Origin of the sequence: Aurantiacibacter arachoides, from assembly GCF_009827335.1 — a bacterium.
Taxonomy (GTDB): Bacteria; Pseudomonadota; Alphaproteobacteria; order Sphingomonadales; family Sphingomonadaceae; genus Alteraurantiacibacter; species Alteraurantiacibacter arachoides.
The window spans coordinates 1830283-1845746 of the sequence record NZ_WTYH01000001.1 but is presented as its reverse complement, the minus strand read 5'-3'; the positions used below and the strand labels follow the sequence as shown (position 1 = coordinate 1845746).

21 protein-coding genes are annotated in these 15464 nt (G+C 66.1%); 18 read left to right on the top strand and 3 right to left on the bottom strand.

The genetic code is table 11. The features are described from left to right. Positions 1–19 precede the first annotated feature (19 nt). The 10 genes from coxB (at position 20) to GRI62_RS09045 (ending at position 8996) form a co-directional block, all read left to right on the top strand. Positions 20–1159 (top strand): cytochrome c oxidase subunit II, encoded by a 1140-nt coding sequence (gene coxB / locus GRI62_RS09085; RefSeq protein ID WP_131453008.1) that lies wholly within the window; start codon positions 20–22, stop codon positions 1157–1159. A 56-nt stretch (positions 1160–1215) separates the two neighbouring features. After that, positions 1216–2943 (top strand): cytochrome c oxidase subunit I, encoded by a 1728-nt coding sequence (gene ctaD / locus GRI62_RS09080; protein WP_131453007.1) that lies wholly within the window; start codon positions 1216–1218, stop codon positions 2941–2943. Between the two features lie 80 nt (positions 2944–3023). Next, complete coding sequence (locus tag GRI62_RS09075; protein ID WP_373282977.1) at positions 3024–3938, top strand: heme o synthase; 915 nt, start codon at positions 3024–3026, stop codon at positions 3936–3938. Beyond that, positions 3935–4060 (top strand): hypothetical protein, encoded by a 126-nt coding sequence (locus GRI62_RS14615; RefSeq protein WP_267901977.1) that lies wholly within the window; start codon positions 3935–3937, stop codon positions 4058–4060. Before GRI62_RS09075 ends, GRI62_RS14615 begins: the two co-directional genes overlap by 4 nt. Then, a complete protein-coding gene (locus GRI62_RS09070) occupies positions 4060–4635 on the top strand; it encodes a cytochrome c oxidase assembly protein (protein ID WP_131453006.1) in 576 nt (191 codons plus the stop codon). Before GRI62_RS14615 ends, GRI62_RS09070 begins: the two co-directional genes overlap by 1 nt. Positions 4636–4709: 74 nt before the next feature. After that, a complete protein-coding gene (locus GRI62_RS09065; RefSeq protein ID WP_131453005.1) occupies positions 4710–5543 on the top strand; it encodes a cytochrome c oxidase subunit 3 in 834 nt (277 codons plus the stop codon). Between the two features lie 59 nt (positions 5544–5602). Then, positions 5603–5989: a DUF983 domain-containing protein gene (locus GRI62_RS09060; protein ID WP_131453004.1), complete on the top strand. Its 387-nt coding sequence runs from the start codon at positions 5603–5605 to the stop codon at positions 5987–5989. Beyond that, the gene (locus GRI62_RS09055) at positions 5986–6588 is read left to right on the top strand and encodes an SURF1 family protein (RefSeq protein ID WP_131453003.1); all 603 of its coding nucleotides are present in this window, start codon (positions 5986–5988) and stop codon (positions 6586–6588) included. The genes GRI62_RS09060 and GRI62_RS09055 overlap by 4 nt, the downstream gene beginning before the upstream one ends. A gap of 65 nt (positions 6589–6653) precedes the next feature. Continuing rightward, a complete protein-coding gene (gene thrC / locus GRI62_RS09050; protein WP_131453002.1) occupies positions 6654–8075 on the top strand; it encodes a threonine synthase in 1422 nt (473 codons plus the stop codon). A 57-nt stretch (positions 8076–8132) separates the two neighbouring features. Continuing rightward, complete coding sequence (locus GRI62_RS09045) at positions 8133–8996, top strand: class I SAM-dependent methyltransferase (RefSeq protein WP_199800033.1); 864 nt, start codon at positions 8133–8135, stop codon at positions 8994–8996. Here GRI62_RS09045 and GRI62_RS09040 read toward each other — a convergent pair. Next, positions 8993–9781, bottom strand: coding sequence for a DUF1499 domain-containing protein (locus tag GRI62_RS09040; protein WP_131453000.1), 789 nt, complete (start codon positions 9779–9781; stop codon positions 8993–8995). The genes GRI62_RS09045 and GRI62_RS09040 overlap by 4 nt on opposite strands. Before the next feature lie 86 nt (positions 9782–9867). Between GRI62_RS09040 and GRI62_RS09035 the strand changes: the two genes are divergently transcribed. From GRI62_RS09035 to GRI62_RS09015, 5 genes are read left to right on the top strand one after another with little or no spacing between them, the layout of a single operon-like run. Further along, the gene (locus GRI62_RS09035; RefSeq protein ID WP_131452999.1) at positions 9868–10236 is read left to right on the top strand and encodes a dihydroneopterin aldolase; all 369 of its coding nucleotides are present in this window, start codon (positions 9868–9870) and stop codon (positions 10234–10236) included. Continuing rightward, complete coding sequence (locus GRI62_RS09030) at positions 10233–10559, top strand: Rossmann fold domain-containing protein (protein ID WP_131452998.1); 327 nt, start codon at positions 10233–10235, stop codon at positions 10557–10559. Before GRI62_RS09035 ends, GRI62_RS09030 begins: the two co-directional genes overlap by 4 nt. Positions 10560–10570: 11 nt before the next feature. Continuing rightward, positions 10571–11584, top strand: a complete 1014-nt coding sequence (moaA, locus tag GRI62_RS09025; protein ID WP_131452997.1) for a GTP 3',8-cyclase MoaA — start codon at positions 10571–10573, stop codon at positions 11582–11584. Continuing rightward, positions 11581–11823, top strand: coding sequence for a MoaD/ThiS family protein (locus tag GRI62_RS09020; protein WP_131452996.1), 243 nt, complete (start codon positions 11581–11583; stop codon positions 11821–11823). The genes moaA and GRI62_RS09020 overlap by 4 nt, the downstream gene beginning before the upstream one ends. Before the next feature lie 4 nt (positions 11824–11827). Further along, positions 11828–12271 (top strand): molybdenum cofactor biosynthesis protein MoaE, encoded by a 444-nt coding sequence (locus GRI62_RS09015; RefSeq protein ID WP_234027407.1) that lies wholly within the window; start codon positions 11828–11830, stop codon positions 12269–12271. 9 nt (positions 12272–12280) lie between these two features. On the opposite strand, the gene GRI62_RS09010 is transcribed toward GRI62_RS09015, so the two are convergent. Then, a complete protein-coding gene (locus GRI62_RS09010) occupies positions 12281–12781 on the bottom strand; it encodes a hypothetical protein (RefSeq protein ID WP_131452994.1) in 501 nt (166 codons plus the stop codon). A 193-nt stretch (positions 12782–12974) separates the two neighbouring features. Between GRI62_RS09010 and rplU the strand changes: the two genes are divergently transcribed. From rplU to GRI62_RS08995, 3 genes are all read left to right on the top strand, one after another. Beyond that, complete coding sequence (rplU, locus tag GRI62_RS09005; protein WP_131452993.1) at positions 12975–13502, top strand: 50S ribosomal protein L21; 528 nt, start codon at positions 12975–12977, stop codon at positions 13500–13502. A gap of 45 nt (positions 13503–13547) precedes the next feature. Continuing rightward, positions 13548–13817, top strand: coding sequence for a 50S ribosomal protein L27 (gene rpmA, locus GRI62_RS09000; RefSeq protein ID WP_131452992.1), 270 nt, complete (start codon positions 13548–13550; stop codon positions 13815–13817). 177 nt (positions 13818–13994) lie between these two features. Then, positions 13995–14531, top strand: a complete 537-nt coding sequence (locus tag GRI62_RS08995) for a GNAT family N-acetyltransferase (RefSeq protein ID WP_131452991.1) — start codon at positions 13995–13997, stop codon at positions 14529–14531. A 22-nt stretch (positions 14532–14553) separates the two neighbouring features. Here the strand turns inward: GRI62_RS08995 and GRI62_RS08990 are convergent, their stop codons facing one another. Further along, positions 14554–15414 carry a metal-dependent hydrolase gene (locus GRI62_RS08990; protein WP_131452990.1) on the bottom strand — a complete coding sequence of 287 codons (861 nt, stop codon included), beginning with the start codon at positions 15412–15414 and terminating at the stop codon, positions 14554–14556. Between the last annotated feature and the right edge of the window lie 50 nt (positions 15415–15464).

Below are 15464 nucleotides of genomic sequence, written 5' to 3'. Positions count from 1 at the left end.
AGATGGAAAGCCAAACGCAATGAATTTCGGCGCTCTCGCTCGCACCAAGCTGCACCTCCTGGCGCTGTTGCTGGCCGCCCTTGCCTTCGTTTCGCTGCCCCAGGCGGGCTTCGCGCAAACCGCTGCCGCGCCTGACGTGGCCGAAGTGACGGATTCGCCGAACACCGACCTGTCCGCGGCGTCCGATACCAATCCGCAGGCGACAGAGAACCGCAGCGTCGCAGACGGCGAGACCGTGATCGGTGACGAGGCGGACGCCGGATCGGCCTTCCAGCATTTCGGTGCGGACATGATCGTGGGCCAGCCGGAAAGCGGCGCCTTCGGTTTCCAGGAACAGCATTCCGAAAATGGCCGCTTCGGCCTGTGGATGCACGATGCGATCCTGATGCCGCTCATCACCGCGATCAGCGTGTTCGTGCTGTTCCTGCTCATGTGGGTGGTGTTCCGCTACAACAAGCGCGCCAACCAGGTGCCGTCGAAGACCAGTCACAACACGCTGATCGAGGTGATCTGGACGGTGCTGCCGGTGCTGATCCTGGTCGGCATCGCCGTGCCTTCCATCACCCTGCTGGCGCGTCAGTACGAATCGCCGCCCGAGAACGCCATCACCATCAAGGCCAACGGGTATCAGTGGTATTGGGGCTACGAATACCTCGACAACGGCGGGTTCGAGGTGATTTCGAACATGCTCGACGAGGAAGAGGCCCTGACCGCTGGTGAGCCGCACCAGCTGGCCGTGGACAACCGCATGGTGGTTCCCGTCGGCGTGCCGCTGCGCATCCAGACCTTTGGCGCGGACGTGATCCACTCGTTCGGTATCCCCTCGCTGTGGTTCAAGCTCGACGCCGTGCCCGGCCGCATCAACGAGATGATGCTGACGATCGACCGGCCCGGCATCTACTACGGCCAGTGCATGGAACTGTGCGGCGCGCGTCACGGCTACATGCCGATCGCGATCGAGGCGCGCAGCCTGGAGGATTACAACGCCTGGGTTCAGACCCAGCCGGGTGGCATGACGCGCGAGCAGGTTCGTGCCGCTGCCGCGCAGGAAGCCGCTGCCGCTGCTGCTGTTCCGGCAAACGATGCCGCCGCGCAGGATGCCCCGGCCGCCGAGGAAGAGAACGCAGAAGTCGCGGCCGCCGAAGCCGAAGCCGCCTGATCCACACACGACGCCTGATTTAGACAAGACGTAAGACAGCAAGGTCCGAGAAGAACATGGCCACCACCGCCGACGGTTTTACCGCCCACCACGATGCCGACCACGTGCATGACGATCATCACGATCACATGCCGGGGTTCTTTGCGCGCTGGTTCATGTCGACCAACCACAAGGACATCGGCACGCTCTACCTGATCTTCGCGATCTTCGCGGGGATCATCGGCGGCGCGGTGTCCGGCCTGATGCGCTGGGAGCTGGCGGAACCGGGTATCCAGGTCATGGGCCAGGTCGTCCAGTTCATGGGCGGCGATGGCACCACGATCGATCAGCAGGGCCACATGTGGAACGTGCTGATTACCGCGCACGGCCTGATCATGGTGTTCTTCATGGTCATGCCGGCCATGATCGGCGGCTTTGGCAACTGGTTCGTGCCGCTGATGATCGGCGCGCCGGACATGGCCTTCCCGCGCATGAACAACATCTCGTTCTGGCTGACGGTGGCGGGCTTCCTGTCCTTGATGGCCAGCGCCTTCGTGCCCGGTTCGCCTGCGGGCAACGGTGCGGGCACGGGCTGGACGGTCTATGCCCCGCTTTCTACCAAGGGCAGCGCGGGTCCGGCGGTGGACTTCGCGATCTTCTCGCTGCACCTTGCCGGCGCGGGTTCGATCCTGGGTGCGACCAACTTCATCACCACCATCTTCAACATGCGCGCACCGGGCATGACGCTGCACAAGATGCCGCTGTTCGTGTGGTCGGTGCTGGTCACCGCCTTCCTGCTGCTGCTGGCGCTGCCGGTGCTTGCCGCGGCGATCACCATGCTGCTGACCGACCGCAACTTCGGCACCACCTTCTTCAACCCCGATGGCGGCGGCGACCCCGTCCTCTACCAGCACCTGTTCTGGTTCTTCGGTCACCCGGAAGTCTACATCATGATCCTGCCGGGCTTCGGCATGATCAGCCAGATCGTGGCGACCTTCAGCCGCAAGCCGGTGTTCGGCTATCTCGGCATGGCCTACGCCATGGTAGCGATCGGCGTGGTCGGGTTCGTCGTGTGGGCGCACCACATGTACACCGTTGGCCTGGACGTGAACACGAAGATGTACTTCACCGCTGCCACGATGGTGATCGCGGTGCCCACGGGCGTGAAGATCTTCAGCTGGATCGCGACCATGTGGGGCGGCTCGATCGAGTTCAAGTCGCCGATGGTCTGGGCGCTGGGCTTCATCTTCCTGTTCACCGTGGGCGGCGTTACCGGCGTGGTGCTCGCCAACGGCGGCATCGACGACAACATGCACGACACCTACTACGTAGTGGCGCACTTCCACTATGTGCTGTCGATGGGTGCGGTGTTCAGCCTGTTCGCCGGCTGGTACTACTGGTTCCCCAAGATGTTCGGCCGCTGGCACAGCGAATTCCTTGCCCACGTGCACTTCTGGCTGTTCTTCATCGGCGTGAACGTGATCTTCTTCCCGATGCACTTCCTCGGTCTGCAGGGCATGGCGCGCCGCTATCCCGATTACACGGCGGCCTACGAATACTGGAACCACATCGCCAGCTGGGGCTACGTGATCATGGCGATCTCGATGGTCGTGTTCTTCGTGAACACCGCCTACGCCCTGTTCGCCGGCAAGAAAGCGCCGGGCAACTACTGGGGCGAAGGCGCGACGACGCTGGAATGGAGCCTGACCAGCCCGCCGCCGTTCCACCAGTTCGAGACGCTGCCGGTGATCGAGGATCACCACTCGCACTACGACCACATCGGCGAAAAGCCGGTCCACACCTAGGCAACCGGGCCCTCGCCCACGAATGGATACAGGGGAGGGGCGCGCCGGGAACGGAGCGCCCCTTTGCCCATGAGAACAGGATGATGACCGCAACCGCCACCCCGATCCCAGCGCAACTGCCCGCCGAGTGGCGCGATTTCTTCGCGCTGACGAAGCCGCGGGTGATGACGCTGGTGGTGTTCACGGGCCTCTGCGGCCTGCTTGCCGCGCCGGGCGCCATCCACCCGGTGCTCGGCTTCACCGCCATCCTGTGCATTGCACTGGGCGCTGGCGGGGCAGCGGCACTGAACCAGTGGTGGGAAGCCGATATCGACGCCAAGATGAAGCGGACCGCCGCCCGCCCGCTTCCCGCCGGCCGGTTGCGGCGGCAGGATGCGCGTGACTTCGGCCTGCTGCTTTCGGGCGTGTCGGTCGGCGTGATGGGCCTGGCCATCCACTGGCTGGCCGCCATCGTGCTGGCCCTGAGCATCATCTATTATGCCGTGATCTATACCATATGGCTGAAGCCGCGCACGCCGCAGAACATCGTCATCGGCGGCGGGGCCGGGGCCTTTCCGCCGCTGATCGGCTGGATCGCGGTTACCGGCGAGATCACGCTGATGCCGGTCCTGCTGTTCGCGATCATCTTCATGTGGACGCCGCCGCATTTCTGGGCGCTCGCGCTGTTCGTGAAGACCGATTACGCCAAGGCAGGCATCCCCATGATGCCGGTGGTCGCGGGCGAGCGTTCGACCCGGCGGCAGATCCTCGCCTACGCGGCACTGCTGCTGCCGCTCGCGGCGAGCCCGTGGTTCGTCGGCGGCACCGGGGCGATCTACGGCGTGGCGGCACTGGTTCTCAGCGCCGTGTTCCTCGCGCTCAGCATCCAGGTCGGTCTGCGCCAGACACGCCCCGACGATACGATGCGGCCTGAAAAGCGGCTGTTCGCCTTTTCTATCCTGTACCTCTTCGCGCTGTTCGCCGCGCTGGTGGTCGATCGCATGGTGCTTGCATGACTCCTGAAGAACAAACCGAAATCACCCGCCGTCGCCGCGCGCGCAACCTGGTGCTTGCCGCCCTATTGTTCGGCTTCGTGATCCTGTTCTACGCGATCACCATTGTCAGGATGGGCGACTGATGGCCGCGATCACCCTCGAAGCCCGCAACCGCCGCACCATGCTGTGGGCGTTTTTCGGCGCGCTCGCGATGCTGGGACTGGGGTTCGCCTCGGTGCCGCTTTATCGCCTGTTCTGCCAGGTGACCGGGTTTGGCGGGACCACCCAGGTCGCCACCCAGAGCGATGCCGATCTCGCCGCCCAGCAGGCCGCCAGCGCGGGCGGGGTCAGCTACTCGATCCGCTTCGACGCCAACACCGCGCGCGACATGCCGTGGACCTTTGAACCAGTGCAGGTGACCGACCGTGTGCCGGTGGGCCAGCGGGACATGGCGACCTACATTGCCCGCAACAATTCCAGCGTCCCGATCACCGGCACCGCCACCTTCAACGTGGAGCCGGCGCAGGCGGGCATCCACTTCAAGAAGATCCAGTGTTTCTGTTTCACCGAACAGGTGCTGCAGCCGGGGCAGGAAGTGCGCATGCCGGTGCTCTATTACGTCGACCCCGCGGTGCTGGACGATCCCGACATGGCCGGGGTGGAGCAGATCACCTTGTCCTACACCTTTCACCGCAAGCCCGGAGAGGCCGCGCAGTAACCCATCCAAGGCTCTGGACCCGCGCGCGTGGCGGGGTTAAGGGCAACCACAAATCAAGGCTCAGGAAGAGACAGATGGCCGGCGCCAAGAACCACGATTACCACATTCTCGCTCCCGATATCTGGCCGTTCATCGGCTCGATGTCGGCGCTGCTGTTTCTCGGCGGCCTGGTCACCTGGATGCACCAGGACTTCTTCGGCGACAGCCTGTGGCATGTCATCACGGGCCTGGGCTTCGTTGGCCTGATCGCCACTTTCTTCGCCTGGTTCACCAACATTACGAAGGAAGCGCAGCGCGGCGATCACACGCCGGTGGTGCAGTTGCACATGCGTTACGGCATGATCCTGTTCATCGCATCGGAAGTGATGTTCTTCGTCGGCTGGTTCTGGAGCTTCTTCGACTTCGCGCTGTTCCCCAGCACCCTGTCAGAGGTGGTGGGCGGCGAATTCCCGCCCGCCGGCATCGAGGCGGTGATCGATCCGTTCAGCCTGCCGCTGCTCAACACGATCATCCTGCTGACATCGGGCACCACGGTGACCTGGGCGCATCACTCACTGATCCACGGCGACCGCGAAGGTCTCAAGAAAGGCCTGTGGCTGACGATCCTGCTGGGCGCGTTGTTCAGCTGCATCCAGGTCTACGAATATGCGCACGCCCCGTTCGATTTCGGCGGCAACACCTATTCCAGCGCCTTTTACATGGCGACGGGCTTCCACGGCTTCCACGTGCTGGTCGGCACCATCTTCCTTGCCGTGTGCCTGTTCCGCACCTACAAGGGCCACTTCACCCCGCGCCAGCATTTCGGTTTCGAGGCGGCGGCCTGGTACTGGCACTTCGTCGACGTGGTATGGCTGTTCCTGTTCATCGTCGTATACGTGTGGGGCGGTTGGGGCGCCGAAATCCACTAGGGTCTGGCGTGACGGACGATCGGACGCCGCGACCGGCGCAATCAGAGGGGCGGCCCCCGATGCGGGAGGTCGCCCTTCTTGGTCTGTGCCCACGGTGCGGCGCGCGGACCCTGTTTGCGGGCTATGCGCGGTTCGCCGATCGCTGTGCCGCCTGCGGCCTGGACTATTCCCGCTTCAACGTGGGCGACGGGCCGGCGGCCTTCCTCACGCTCATCGTTGGCACCATTGTGGTCGGCCTCGCCATCTGGTTGCAACTGCGGTTTGAGCCGCCGTGGTGGCTCCACGTTCTGTTGTGGGTGCCGCTGACCGTGGCCGGCGTGATGGCACTTTTGCGCGTGACCAAGGCATGGCTGCTGGCGGCGGAATACCGGCAGGGTGCTGCGGAGCACCGGCATGGCGGTAATTGGCCTGGCGGCGATCTGCCTGGCGGAGACAAGGGCGAATGACGCGGCGCATACCCATCGTCGCGACGATCGTCGTCATCGCCGCTGCCGCGACGATGGTGGCGTTGGGGTTCTGGCAGCTCGGGCGGCTCGAGGAAAAGGAGGCGCTTCTCGCCACTTTCGCCCGCAACGCCGCCGATACCGAGGCGCGCGACCTGGCGCAGGTCGAGCCATCGCAGGCCGCCTATCGCCGGGTCCGATACGATTGCTCTTCGCCGCAAAACTGGACCGCCGTGGCGGGGCGGAACGCGAACGGGCAGAGCGGATATGTCCACCGCTACGAGTGCGGCACGTTTGCCGGCAGTGATGCCGGCGGGCAGCTTAGCGCCGCGCTGATCACGGGAGAGATTGGCTGGTCGCGCGCTCCGCAACAGCCGCGGTTCGCTGGCGGCGAGATCGTCGGCAGGCTGGCGTTGTTGGGGGAGGGGTACAAGATCGTGTCGGAACGCGGGCTCGCGGGCCTCGCACCCTCGGCGCAGCCTGATCCCAATGCCTTGCCCAACAACCATCTCGCCTATGCCGGGCAGTGGTTCTTCTTCGCCCTGACCGCTCTGGTCATCTACTGGCTGGCCCTGCGCCGCCGCTGGCAGGGCCGGAACTGAGGGTTCCTGCGCGAAAAGCACAGCTTGCTTGCCCGTCGCAAGGCGCCTCGCTAGTCCGGCGCGCGATGCGTTACATTTCCACCCGCGGCAGCGCCCCGGCGCTCGATTTCGAAGGCGTGACGCTGGCGGGCCTGGCGTCCGACGGCGGGCTCTATGTGCCAGAGGCGTGGCCGCGCATATCCGAAGCGGAAATTCGCGACGTGCGCGGCAAGCCCTACTGGGCGGTCGCGCAGCAGGTCATGCGGCCGTTCATCGGTGACAGCTTGAGCGAAGACGAACTCGGCCGCATCTGCGAAGAGGTCTACGGCAGCTTCGGCCATGCCGCCGTCACGCCGCTGGTGCAGCTCGATCATCGCCACTGGCTGCTCGAACTGTTCCACGGGCCGACGCTCGCCTTCAAGGACATAGCCCTGCAATTGCTGGGGCGGCTGTTCGAAACCTTTCTCGCCCGGCGCGGGGGCAATCTCACCATCGTCGGGGCGACCAGCGGCGACACCGGCAGCGCCGCGATCCGCGCGGTGGCAGGGCTGGAACGGGTCGACGTCTTCATGCTCCACCCGGACGGCAAGGTGAGCGACGTCCAGCGCCGGCAGATGACCACGGTGGACGCGCCCAATGTCCACAACATCGCCATCAGCGGCAGCTTCGATGACGCGCAGGCCATGGTGAAGCGAATGTTCGCCGATCGCAGCATGACGGATCGCTTCGCCATCGGCGCGGTCAATTCGATCAACTGGGCGCGGCTGATGGCACAGGTGGTCTATTACTTTTACGCCGCGGTGCAGCTGGGTGCGCCTGATCGCAAGGTGGCCTTCAGTGTGCCGACCGGCAATTTCGGAGATGTCTTCGCAGGCTACGTCGCCGCGCAGATGGGGCTGCCGGTCGCGCGCCTGATCGTGGCCACCAACATCAACGACATTCTCCACCGCGCGCTGTCTGCGGGCGATTATTCCGCCGGTACCGTCACGCCGACAGACGCGCCAAGCATGGACATCCAGGTCAGTTCCAATTTCGAGCGTTTGCTGTTCGACCTGACCGATTCGGGGGGCGGCCGCGATGGCGCGGCGCTGGCCGATCAGATGCGCGGGTTCGAGGCGACACGCGCCATGCGCCTGCTCGAATCGCAGAGCCTGGCCGCGCGGGGACTGTTCGCCAGTTTCCGGGCCGACGCCGATCAGACCGGCAATGCCATGCGCTGGGCATGGGAGCACACCGGCCAGGTGATCGACCCGCACACCGCCATCGGCCTGAGCGCGGCGCTGGGGACAGACCTCGGCTCCGCGCTGGAAGACGTGCCCGTCGTCACCCTGGCCACCGCCCACCCGGCGAAGTTTCCCGAGGCCGTGGAACGCGCCATCGGCGTGCGGCCTGATCTACCCGCGCGCGCCGGCAACCTGTTCGAGCGGGCGGAGTCCTACGACCGCCTGCCCGGCAATTACGACGCGGTGCGCGACTACGTGGCCCAGCGGGCGAGGCCCCGCTCGTGAGACAAGCGACCAGCGCGGAGCCGTCCTGTGGCTGACCTTGCCGAACTGCCCCTCGTCATGGCGGGCGAGGCGTGGGCCGACTATGGCCTCATCGACAGCGGCAACGGCCGCAAGCTCGAGCGTTACGGCCCCTTTCGCTTCATTCGCCCCGAACCGCAGGCCATGTGGCAGCCGCGCTTGCCCGATGGCGAGTGGCAGGCGCACGGCGAATTCGTGCCCGGCAGCGACGAGGACGGCGGCGGGCGCTGGCAATTCCTTCGCGACGTGCCACCCGAGGGCTGGCCAATGGCGTGGAACGAGGCCCGTTTTACCGCGCAATGCACGCCGTTTAGGCATCTGGGGTTCTTTCCCGACATGGCGCCGGTGTGGGAATGGATGCGCGGCCAGCTTGCCGGAATGGACGCGGCGCAGACACTCAACCTGTTCGGTTATACCGGCGTCGGCAGTCTCGCCCTGTCGCAGGGCGGCACGGTCACCCACGTCGATGCGAGCAAGAAGTCGGTCGCCCAGGCACGCGAGAACGCTGCCCTGTCCGATATGGCCGACCGCCCGATCCGCTGGCTGGTGGACGACGCCGCCAAGTTTGCCGCGCGCGAAGTGCGGCGCGGGCGGCGCTATGACGGCATCATCCTCGATCCGCCCAAGTTCGGGCGCGGGCCGGGCGGCGAGGTCTGGCGACTGGAGGAAGGGCTTCCCCCGCTGATCGCCGATTGCCGCCAGCTGCTCGATGCCGACAGCCGGTTCCTGTTCCTCACCGTCTATGCCGTTCGCATGAGCTCGCTCGCCATCGGCGGCCTGCTGGCCGAGGCGCTGGCAGACCTGCCCGGCACCATCGAGCATGGCGAACTGGCCGTGCGCGAGGAAGGGGAGGGCGGCAGGCTTCTTCCCACCGCCATCTTCGCCCGGTGGCGCCGCGCCTAGCCCGCGCGGCTGAGGTCGATCAGGAATTCACGGATGCGCGCCGCGTTGTAACCAAGGTCGCTGCCGCCGACGCGGCTAACCGAACGCATGTCGACGCGCGTCGAGCCATCGGCAATCGGGGTCGCCTCCACGATAACGTCATCGCGGAACCGCAAGTATCCGGCATTGGCAGTCGCTTCCATGTGACCGCTGGCGGAATCGTAGGCGGCGACGTCCCAGCCGCGATCCTCGGCCATCGCACGTGCGCGGGCAAGCACTTCGGCGGGCGGTAGATTGACGATGATCGGCTGGATGTCGGGATAGCCTTCGCGGTGCATGGCGCGCCAAGCCTCGATGTCGCCGTCGTACTGGTCGAGGTTGTCCTCGCGCAGGGGCAGCGCGGTGAATTGCGGCGGGTCGGCGACGTCTGTGGTCACGTCGTGCATGAACGGCGCGGCCTGCGCCGGCGCCATCACCATAGCGTAGAATACGCCCGCCATGCCCAACCCGATCACCAGGGCCACCGCACCCGCGAGCCGCCCCGGCGTCTTGCGTGCCGAGGCCCAGACAACCGCGATCAGCCCGACAAGTGCGCTGGCGAGACCAATATAATTGGATTTCACATACCAGCCGAAACCCGTCAGCTTGTCGATCACGTCGAAGCGCGCCAGCGTCAGCATCAGTCCGGCGATCAACACCGCGAGGACCGCGCCACCGAGCGCGAAGACGCCGATGCGCCAGCTCCATGCAGGTTGACGCCGCGAGGGGATGGCGGCGGCGGGGAGTGCAAAAGTGTTATCGGTCATGCTGGCGGATCCCCGTTCGTGTGCCCGTGGCTTAGGGCCTGCCCCGGCGCTTGCCAAGCCGCGCCGCGGCGCTAGGGTCGCGCGGCATGGGAGACAGCCTCTATCTCGAGCTCGCCGACTTCGAACACGACGTCCACACAGGCATCTATTCGGAAGAGACGGGCAAGCCGCAGCCGCTGCGCTTCACCGTGCGGGTCAGGCTGAAGGCGCCGCGTTTCTTCGATGCCGAGTCTCCGCTCGATCAGAGCAAGAACTACATGGACCTGAAGTTCGCCTGCTCCGATGCCCTGGGCGACACGCATTACAAGCTGATCGAGGCCGTGGCCGACCACGTGTGCGAAACGCTGTTCCTGCAGGACCGGCGGGTGGAGGAAGTGCGCGTTAAGATCGTCAAGCTGGCGCTGAGCGAGGCGGGGGAGAGCATCGGCATCACACTAACGCGCGAACGCAGGTGAGCTTTACTGTCGTCGATGCGCGGCAGCTGGCCGCAGCCCCGCTCGATGCGGCGGCGCAATTCGGGCGCGATCGACTGGCAATGGCGCGCGCGGCGACCGATGACGTCATCGTCCTGTTCGCAACTGCCGACCACACCCATGCAAGCTGGCGCAAGGCGATGATCGAGGAACTGGCCCGCGAGGCCGCGCCGCGCCGGGTGAACGGCGTGGTCGCAGGCAGTGGGGCGAATGGGCAGACAGGCGCGAACGAAGTGATGGACTATCTCGCCCGCGCACCCGGGGTTACCGGACAAGTGCTGGAAGTTGCCGGCTCGAACGCCTAGCTTGGTTGACGATGTCCTGTGCCAAACCCCTCGTCGATGCCTTCGACCGCCGCATTTCCTACCTGCGGCTGTCGGTCACCGACCGCTGCGACCTGCGCTGTTCGTACTGCATGCCGGAACGGATGCAGTTCCTGCCCAAGAAGGAAGTCCTCAGCCTGGAGGAGCTTCATCGCCTCGCGCTCGCCTTCATCGACCGGGGCATCACCAAGATCCGCCTGACCGGGGGTGAGCCGCTGGTGCGGCGCGACGTGATCGAACTGGTGCAGGCGCTCGGGCGCACGCTGGGTCCGGCCGGCCATGGCGGGCTGGAGGAACTCACGCTCACCACCAACGGCACCCGGCTGGCGGAATTTGCGGGGCCGCTGCTCGACGCGGGCGTGAGGCGCGTCAACGTCAGCCTGGATACGATGGACGCCGCCCTGTTCGAGACCCTGAGCCGCCGTGACCGGCTGGTGCAGGTGCTGCGCGGCATCGCCGCAGCCAGCGCCATCGGGCTGAAGGTGAAGATCAATACGGTCGCGCTCAAGGGGCTGAACGAGGCGGAAATCCCCTACCTCGTCGAATGGGCGCACGCGAACGGGCACGACATGACGCTGATCGAGGTCATGCCGCTGGGCGAGGTGGATGGCGAGCGGGTCGATCATTACCTGCCGCTGCCAGCCGTGCGCGACCGGCTGGAAGAGCGATTCACGCTTGCCGATCTGCCGGACGATACCGGCGGCCCGGCGCGCTATGTGCGGGTGGAGGAGACGGGCGGGCGGCTCGGCTTCATCACGCCGCTCACCAACAATTTCTGCGCCAGCTGCAACCGCATCCGCGTGACGGCGACCGGGCAGCTTTACGCCTGCCTCGGCGGGGCGGAACAGGTGGACCTGCGCGCCGCGCTGCGTTCCGACACGCCCGATGCACTGCTGGCCGATGCGCTGGACACCGCCATGCGGATCAAGCCGGAACGTCACCATTTCGCCCACGCCCGTGGCGCTCTGCCAGCGCAGCCGCGGCACATGTCGGTTACCGGCGGATGAGCGTCACCCTGGTATTTCTCGGGCGGCTGGCGGACCTTGCCGGGGCGCCCGAACAGGCCCTTCCCGCGCCGCTCGACTGGGCGACGCTGGTCGCCAGCCTGCCGCCCGCGCTGGCCGCCGAGGTGGCGGGCGACAAGGTGCGCGTGGCGGTGGATGGCGCTCTGCTGGCGGACAAGGCCATGCTGCAGGCGGCGGACGGCGCGGAGGTTGCGCTGCTGCCGCCCGTCAGCGGGGGCTGAGATTTTGCGCGATATCCAGCTGCTGGACCGTGGCTTCTCCCCCGGCAAGGCACTCGGCCTGTTTGCCAAGGCACATCCGGAAGCTGGCGGAATCGCCAGTTTCGTCGGCAAGGTGCGCCCCGATGCAGACGTGAAGGTCCTTGAACTCAAGGCCTATCCGCGCATGACCCTGCCCGGGATGGAGGCGCTGGCGGACCGGGTTGCGCTGCGCTGGCAGCTCGACGGCCTGCTGATCCATCATCGCCACGGAGTGATGCGCCCGGGCGCACCCATCGTGCTGGTCGCCGCCGCTGCCCGCCACCGCCGCGACGCCATAGAGGCGGTCGATTTCGCGATGGATCACCTGAAGTCCGCAAGCTGGTTCTGGAAGCGGGAGCGGCGGGCGGACGGCTGGCACTGGATCGAGCCGCGCGACGCTGACCATGCGGACCTGTCGCGCTGGGGTTAACGTCCCGTTTTATCTAAGCGCCGACAGCAGCTGGGCGATCACGGCGTTCTCTTCCGCGACCAAAGTCTCGATCGGACCCCGCAGGCCCTGCACCGCGTCGGTCTCCTGCCCCTCTGCGCCAGCAGCGGTGTAGATGCGATCAAGTTCGGCCAGCGCAACCATGGCCTGCCCGCGATGCCGTTCGAGCGTGGCAACGGCGACCTGAGCGACGGACCACGCCTCGCTCCCCACCCCGCCGCCGCGCGCGGCGTTCACCCGGCTGCGGGCGGCGGGCAGGGCGGCGAGAAATGCGTTGTGTGCGGCACGGGCCTGGCGGGCGAAGTCTTCGGCGCTGGCAACTGTGGCAGGGGCGGGATAGACAGGCACGTAGGGCTCGACCGCAAAGGTGCCGGCGGCCCTTTCGGCATCCCGAATCGCCAGCGAGGGATAGTCACCCGCCGACGAACTGGCACAGGCACCCAGCAGCAGCGAAGCGGCGAGGATCGGCAGCTGGCGTGGTTGCATCGTCACGCCATTGCCCTACTATGTGGCACAACGGCTTTCCAGCGCACATTTGCCGCGAAATCGGCGCGTCCGAAGGTTGACAGCCCGGCACAGCTGGCCTAACGGCTGCGCTCTTTCCGGTGCCCCTTGGGCGCCCTTTTTGTTGTTGCCGGGGGCGTGGCCCACGGCGAGAACACCAGATAGACAGGTTGACAGGACCATGTTCGCAGTAGTGCGCACGGGCGGCAAGCAGTATCGCGTCGCCGAAGGAGACAAGATCGCGGTCGAGAAACTGGCGGGTGACGCCGGTGACACGATCACGCTGGGCGACGTTCTGCTCGCCGGCAACGGGGACGATATCGCGGACGCGGCGAAGGTCGTCGTCTCGGCAGAGATCATCGCCCAGGCCAAGAGCGAAAAGGTGATCGTCTTCAAGAAGAAGCGCCGCCACAACTATCGCCGCAAGGCTGGCCATCGCCAGCAGATGACCCTGCTGCGGATCGTTGGCGTGGGTGACGAGCAGAAGAAGGCCGCGCCGAAGCAGGCTACCGCTGCCAAGTCGGACGATGCGTCGCAGGCGAGCAGCGTTCCTGCCGCGGAAGCCGCGCCGAAGAAGGTCGCCAAGAAGGCGGACGCTCCGGTGAAGGATACCTCGGAAGAGACCGCTGCGCCCAAGGCGAAGAAAGCGGCGCCCAAGAAGGCTGCCGCCACGAAGAAGCCGGCCACCGACTCGGCCGACCAGGATTAATCCGCCAGCCCACCCGATGGGCGCGGACATACGGAGTAAGACAAGATGGCACACAAGAAAGCAGGCGGTTCGTCGCGTAACGGTCGTGATTCGGCCGGCCGTCGCCTCGGTGTGAAGAAGTTCGGCAGCGAGGAAGTGATTCCCGGCAACATCATCGTGCGCCAGCGCGGTACCAAGTTCTATCCGGGCACCAATGTCGGGATGGGCAAGGACCACACGCTGTTCGCGCTCGAAGCCGGCCGCGTGCGTTTCCATGACGGCAAGCAAAGCCGCAAGTACGTCTCCGTAGACGTCATGGCGGAAGCTGCCGAATAACCGGATGATCCGATAACGGGGTCATCCACCGGGATGGCCCCTTCCGGAGCATAGACAATCCGGAAAAGCAGGAAGGAGATGGGGCCGCCCCGTCTCCTTTTTTTTGTTCTCCTTCCTTCGTTCTGCAACGTCGGCCCTGCACTGGAGGCGCGTGGCCGGCATCGAAGGAGTGATCCCATGTTCATGCGTACCCAGCGACTGTTCCTGCGTCCCGCCTGGATCGAGGATGCGCCCGCCGTGGCCCACCTCATCGCCGAACCCGAAATCGTGCGCAACCTTGCCCGCGCGCCGTGGCCCTACGGGCTGGCGGAGGCGGAGGCCTTCGTCACGATGCCGCAGGATCCCAAGGCACCGCATTTCCTCCTCCATCTGCCCGGCCAGGGGGTGATCGGCAGTGCCGGCTTTGGCCGCCAGGGTGCGGAGGTGGAGATCGGCTACTGGATCGGGCGCAGGTGGTGGGGGCAGGGCTTCGCTACGGAGGCCGCCGCCGCACTGCTCGACCTTGCGCGCATGATCGGCCATCGTCGCCTGGTGGCGGGGCATTTCGCCGACAATCCGCGCTCGGGCAGCGTGCTGCGAAAGGTCGGCTTCGTGCCGACCGGCACCGTCGCGCGGCGGCACAGCGAGGCGCGCGGAGAGGACGCCGCTCTGGTGGAATTCGCCTGCGATCTCGAAGACCAACCGGCGCCACGCGAGTGGCGCAGCGCCGCCTGACCGCGGGCGGCGCCGCGCTTTTCTAGGCGACCGCTGCCTGCTCCCGCTCCCACGCGGCGATCAGGTGGCGGTCGTCATGGTCCCACGGGTGAAAGCCGGGGCGGAAATAGCCGAGCCAGGCGGGGAAGATCTTGCGCAGGATGCCGGGCTTGCCGATCAGATACTTCGCCAGCCGCCAGCGCGCGCGCCATCCGGTGATGCCGTCCTGCGCCATCAGCTTCAACGCATCGCTGGACCGGTTGAAAAGAAACCGTCGGCTGACGACCAGCATCAGCAGGCAACGCACGCGCCAGCGCTTGCCGGCGCTCCAGTCGCGCGTCGCGTTGAGCCAGGTATCGTAGGCGACTCCCTTGTGCTCGATCTCCTCCACCGAATGCCAGGCCCACATCGCCGGATCGCCGATCCCGCCCGTGGCAAGCGAGGTCGGGTCTTCGAGGAATTCGTGGGCAAAGACGGCGGTGAAATGTTCGAGCGCGATGGTGACGGCGAGCTGCACGATAGGCGGGCGCGACAGGGCCAGATCGACCAGCCGGTTCACGCTCTCGTCGATCTCGCGCATGTCGTATCCTGCCGCGGCCACCGCGCGATTGAACGCGAGATGCTCGCGGGTGTGGTTCACCTCCTGGCGGATGAAGGCGCGAATCTCGGCAGCGAGTTCGGGGGGCGCATCCTCGCGGAAAGCCTTTACCGCCTCGATGAACATGGCCTCTCCGCGCGGGAAACTGGCGGAAAGCGAGGCAAACCAGGCGGCGGCCACGGGGTCGCCGGCATGCGTGCGATCGTGTTCACGGGAAAAGCGCAGGTCGCGGATTGTCAGGGCGCCTCCGCTCGAGGCCGGGGCGGAGCGGGTGGGGGTTGCTTGCCAGTTGGGTTGTGCGGTCATAGTGCAAACCTTGGAGTTGCTGTCAGTCCGTGTCGCAAGGTGGGATCAAC

Excerpts from the sequence above, each read along its gene's own strand:
- GRI62_RS08995 (WP_131452991.1), top strand. The coding sequence starts at position 13,995 with ATGTTCATGCGTACCCAGCGACTGTTCCTGCGTCCCGCCTGGATCGAG.
- rpmA (WP_131452992.1), top strand. The coding sequence starts at position 13,548 with ATGGCACACAAGAAAGCAGGCGGTTCGTCGCGTAACGGTCGTGATTCG.
- ctaD (WP_131453007.1), top strand. The coding sequence starts at position 1,216 with ATGGCCACCACCGCCGACGGTTTTACCGCCCACCACGATGCCGACCAC.
- coxB (WP_131453008.1), top strand. The coding sequence starts at position 20 with ATGAATTTCGGCGCTCTCGCTCGCACCAAGCTGCACCTCCTGGCGCTG.
- GRI62_RS09070 (WP_131453006.1), top strand. The coding sequence starts at position 4,060 with ATGGCCGCGATCACCCTCGAAGCCCGCAACCGCCGCACCATGCTGTGG.
- GRI62_RS08990 (WP_131452990.1), bottom strand. The coding sequence starts at position 15,414 with ATGACCGCACAACCCAACTGGCAAGCAACCCCCACCCGCTCCGCCCCG.
- GRI62_RS09075 (WP_373282977.1), top strand. The coding sequence starts at position 3,024 with ATGATGACCGCAACCGCCACCCCGATCCCAGCGCAACTGCCCGCCGAG.
- GRI62_RS09040 (WP_131453000.1), bottom strand. The coding sequence starts at position 9,781 with ATGACCGATAACACTTTTGCACTCCCCGCCGCCGCCATCCCCTCGCGG.
- GRI62_RS09020 (WP_131452996.1), top strand. The coding sequence starts at position 11,581 with ATGAGCGTCACCCTGGTATTTCTCGGGCGGCTGGCGGACCTTGCCGGG.
- GRI62_RS09045 (WP_199800033.1), top strand. The coding sequence starts at position 8,133 with ATGGCGGGCGAGGCGTGGGCCGACTATGGCCTCATCGACAGCGGCAAC.
- GRI62_RS09060 (WP_131453004.1), top strand. The coding sequence starts at position 5,603 with ATGCGGGAGGTCGCCCTTCTTGGTCTGTGCCCACGGTGCGGCGCGCGG.
- thrC (WP_131453002.1), top strand. The coding sequence starts at position 6,654 with ATGCGTTACATTTCCACCCGCGGCAGCGCCCCGGCGCTCGATTTCGAA.
- GRI62_RS09035 (WP_131452999.1), top strand. The coding sequence starts at position 9,868 with ATGGGAGACAGCCTCTATCTCGAGCTCGCCGACTTCGAACACGACGTC.
- rplU (WP_131452993.1), top strand. The coding sequence starts at position 12,975 with ATGTTCGCAGTAGTGCGCACGGGCGGCAAGCAGTATCGCGTCGCCGAA.
- moaA (WP_131452997.1), top strand. The coding sequence starts at position 10,571 with ATGTCCTGTGCCAAACCCCTCGTCGATGCCTTCGACCGCCGCATTTCC.
- GRI62_RS09065 (WP_131453005.1), top strand. The coding sequence starts at position 4,710 with ATGGCCGGCGCCAAGAACCACGATTACCACATTCTCGCTCCCGATATC.
- GRI62_RS09055 (WP_131453003.1), top strand. The coding sequence starts at position 5,986 with ATGACGCGGCGCATACCCATCGTCGCGACGATCGTCGTCATCGCCGCT.
- GRI62_RS14615 (WP_267901977.1), top strand. The coding sequence starts at position 3,935 with ATGACTCCTGAAGAACAAACCGAAATCACCCGCCGTCGCCGCGCGCGC.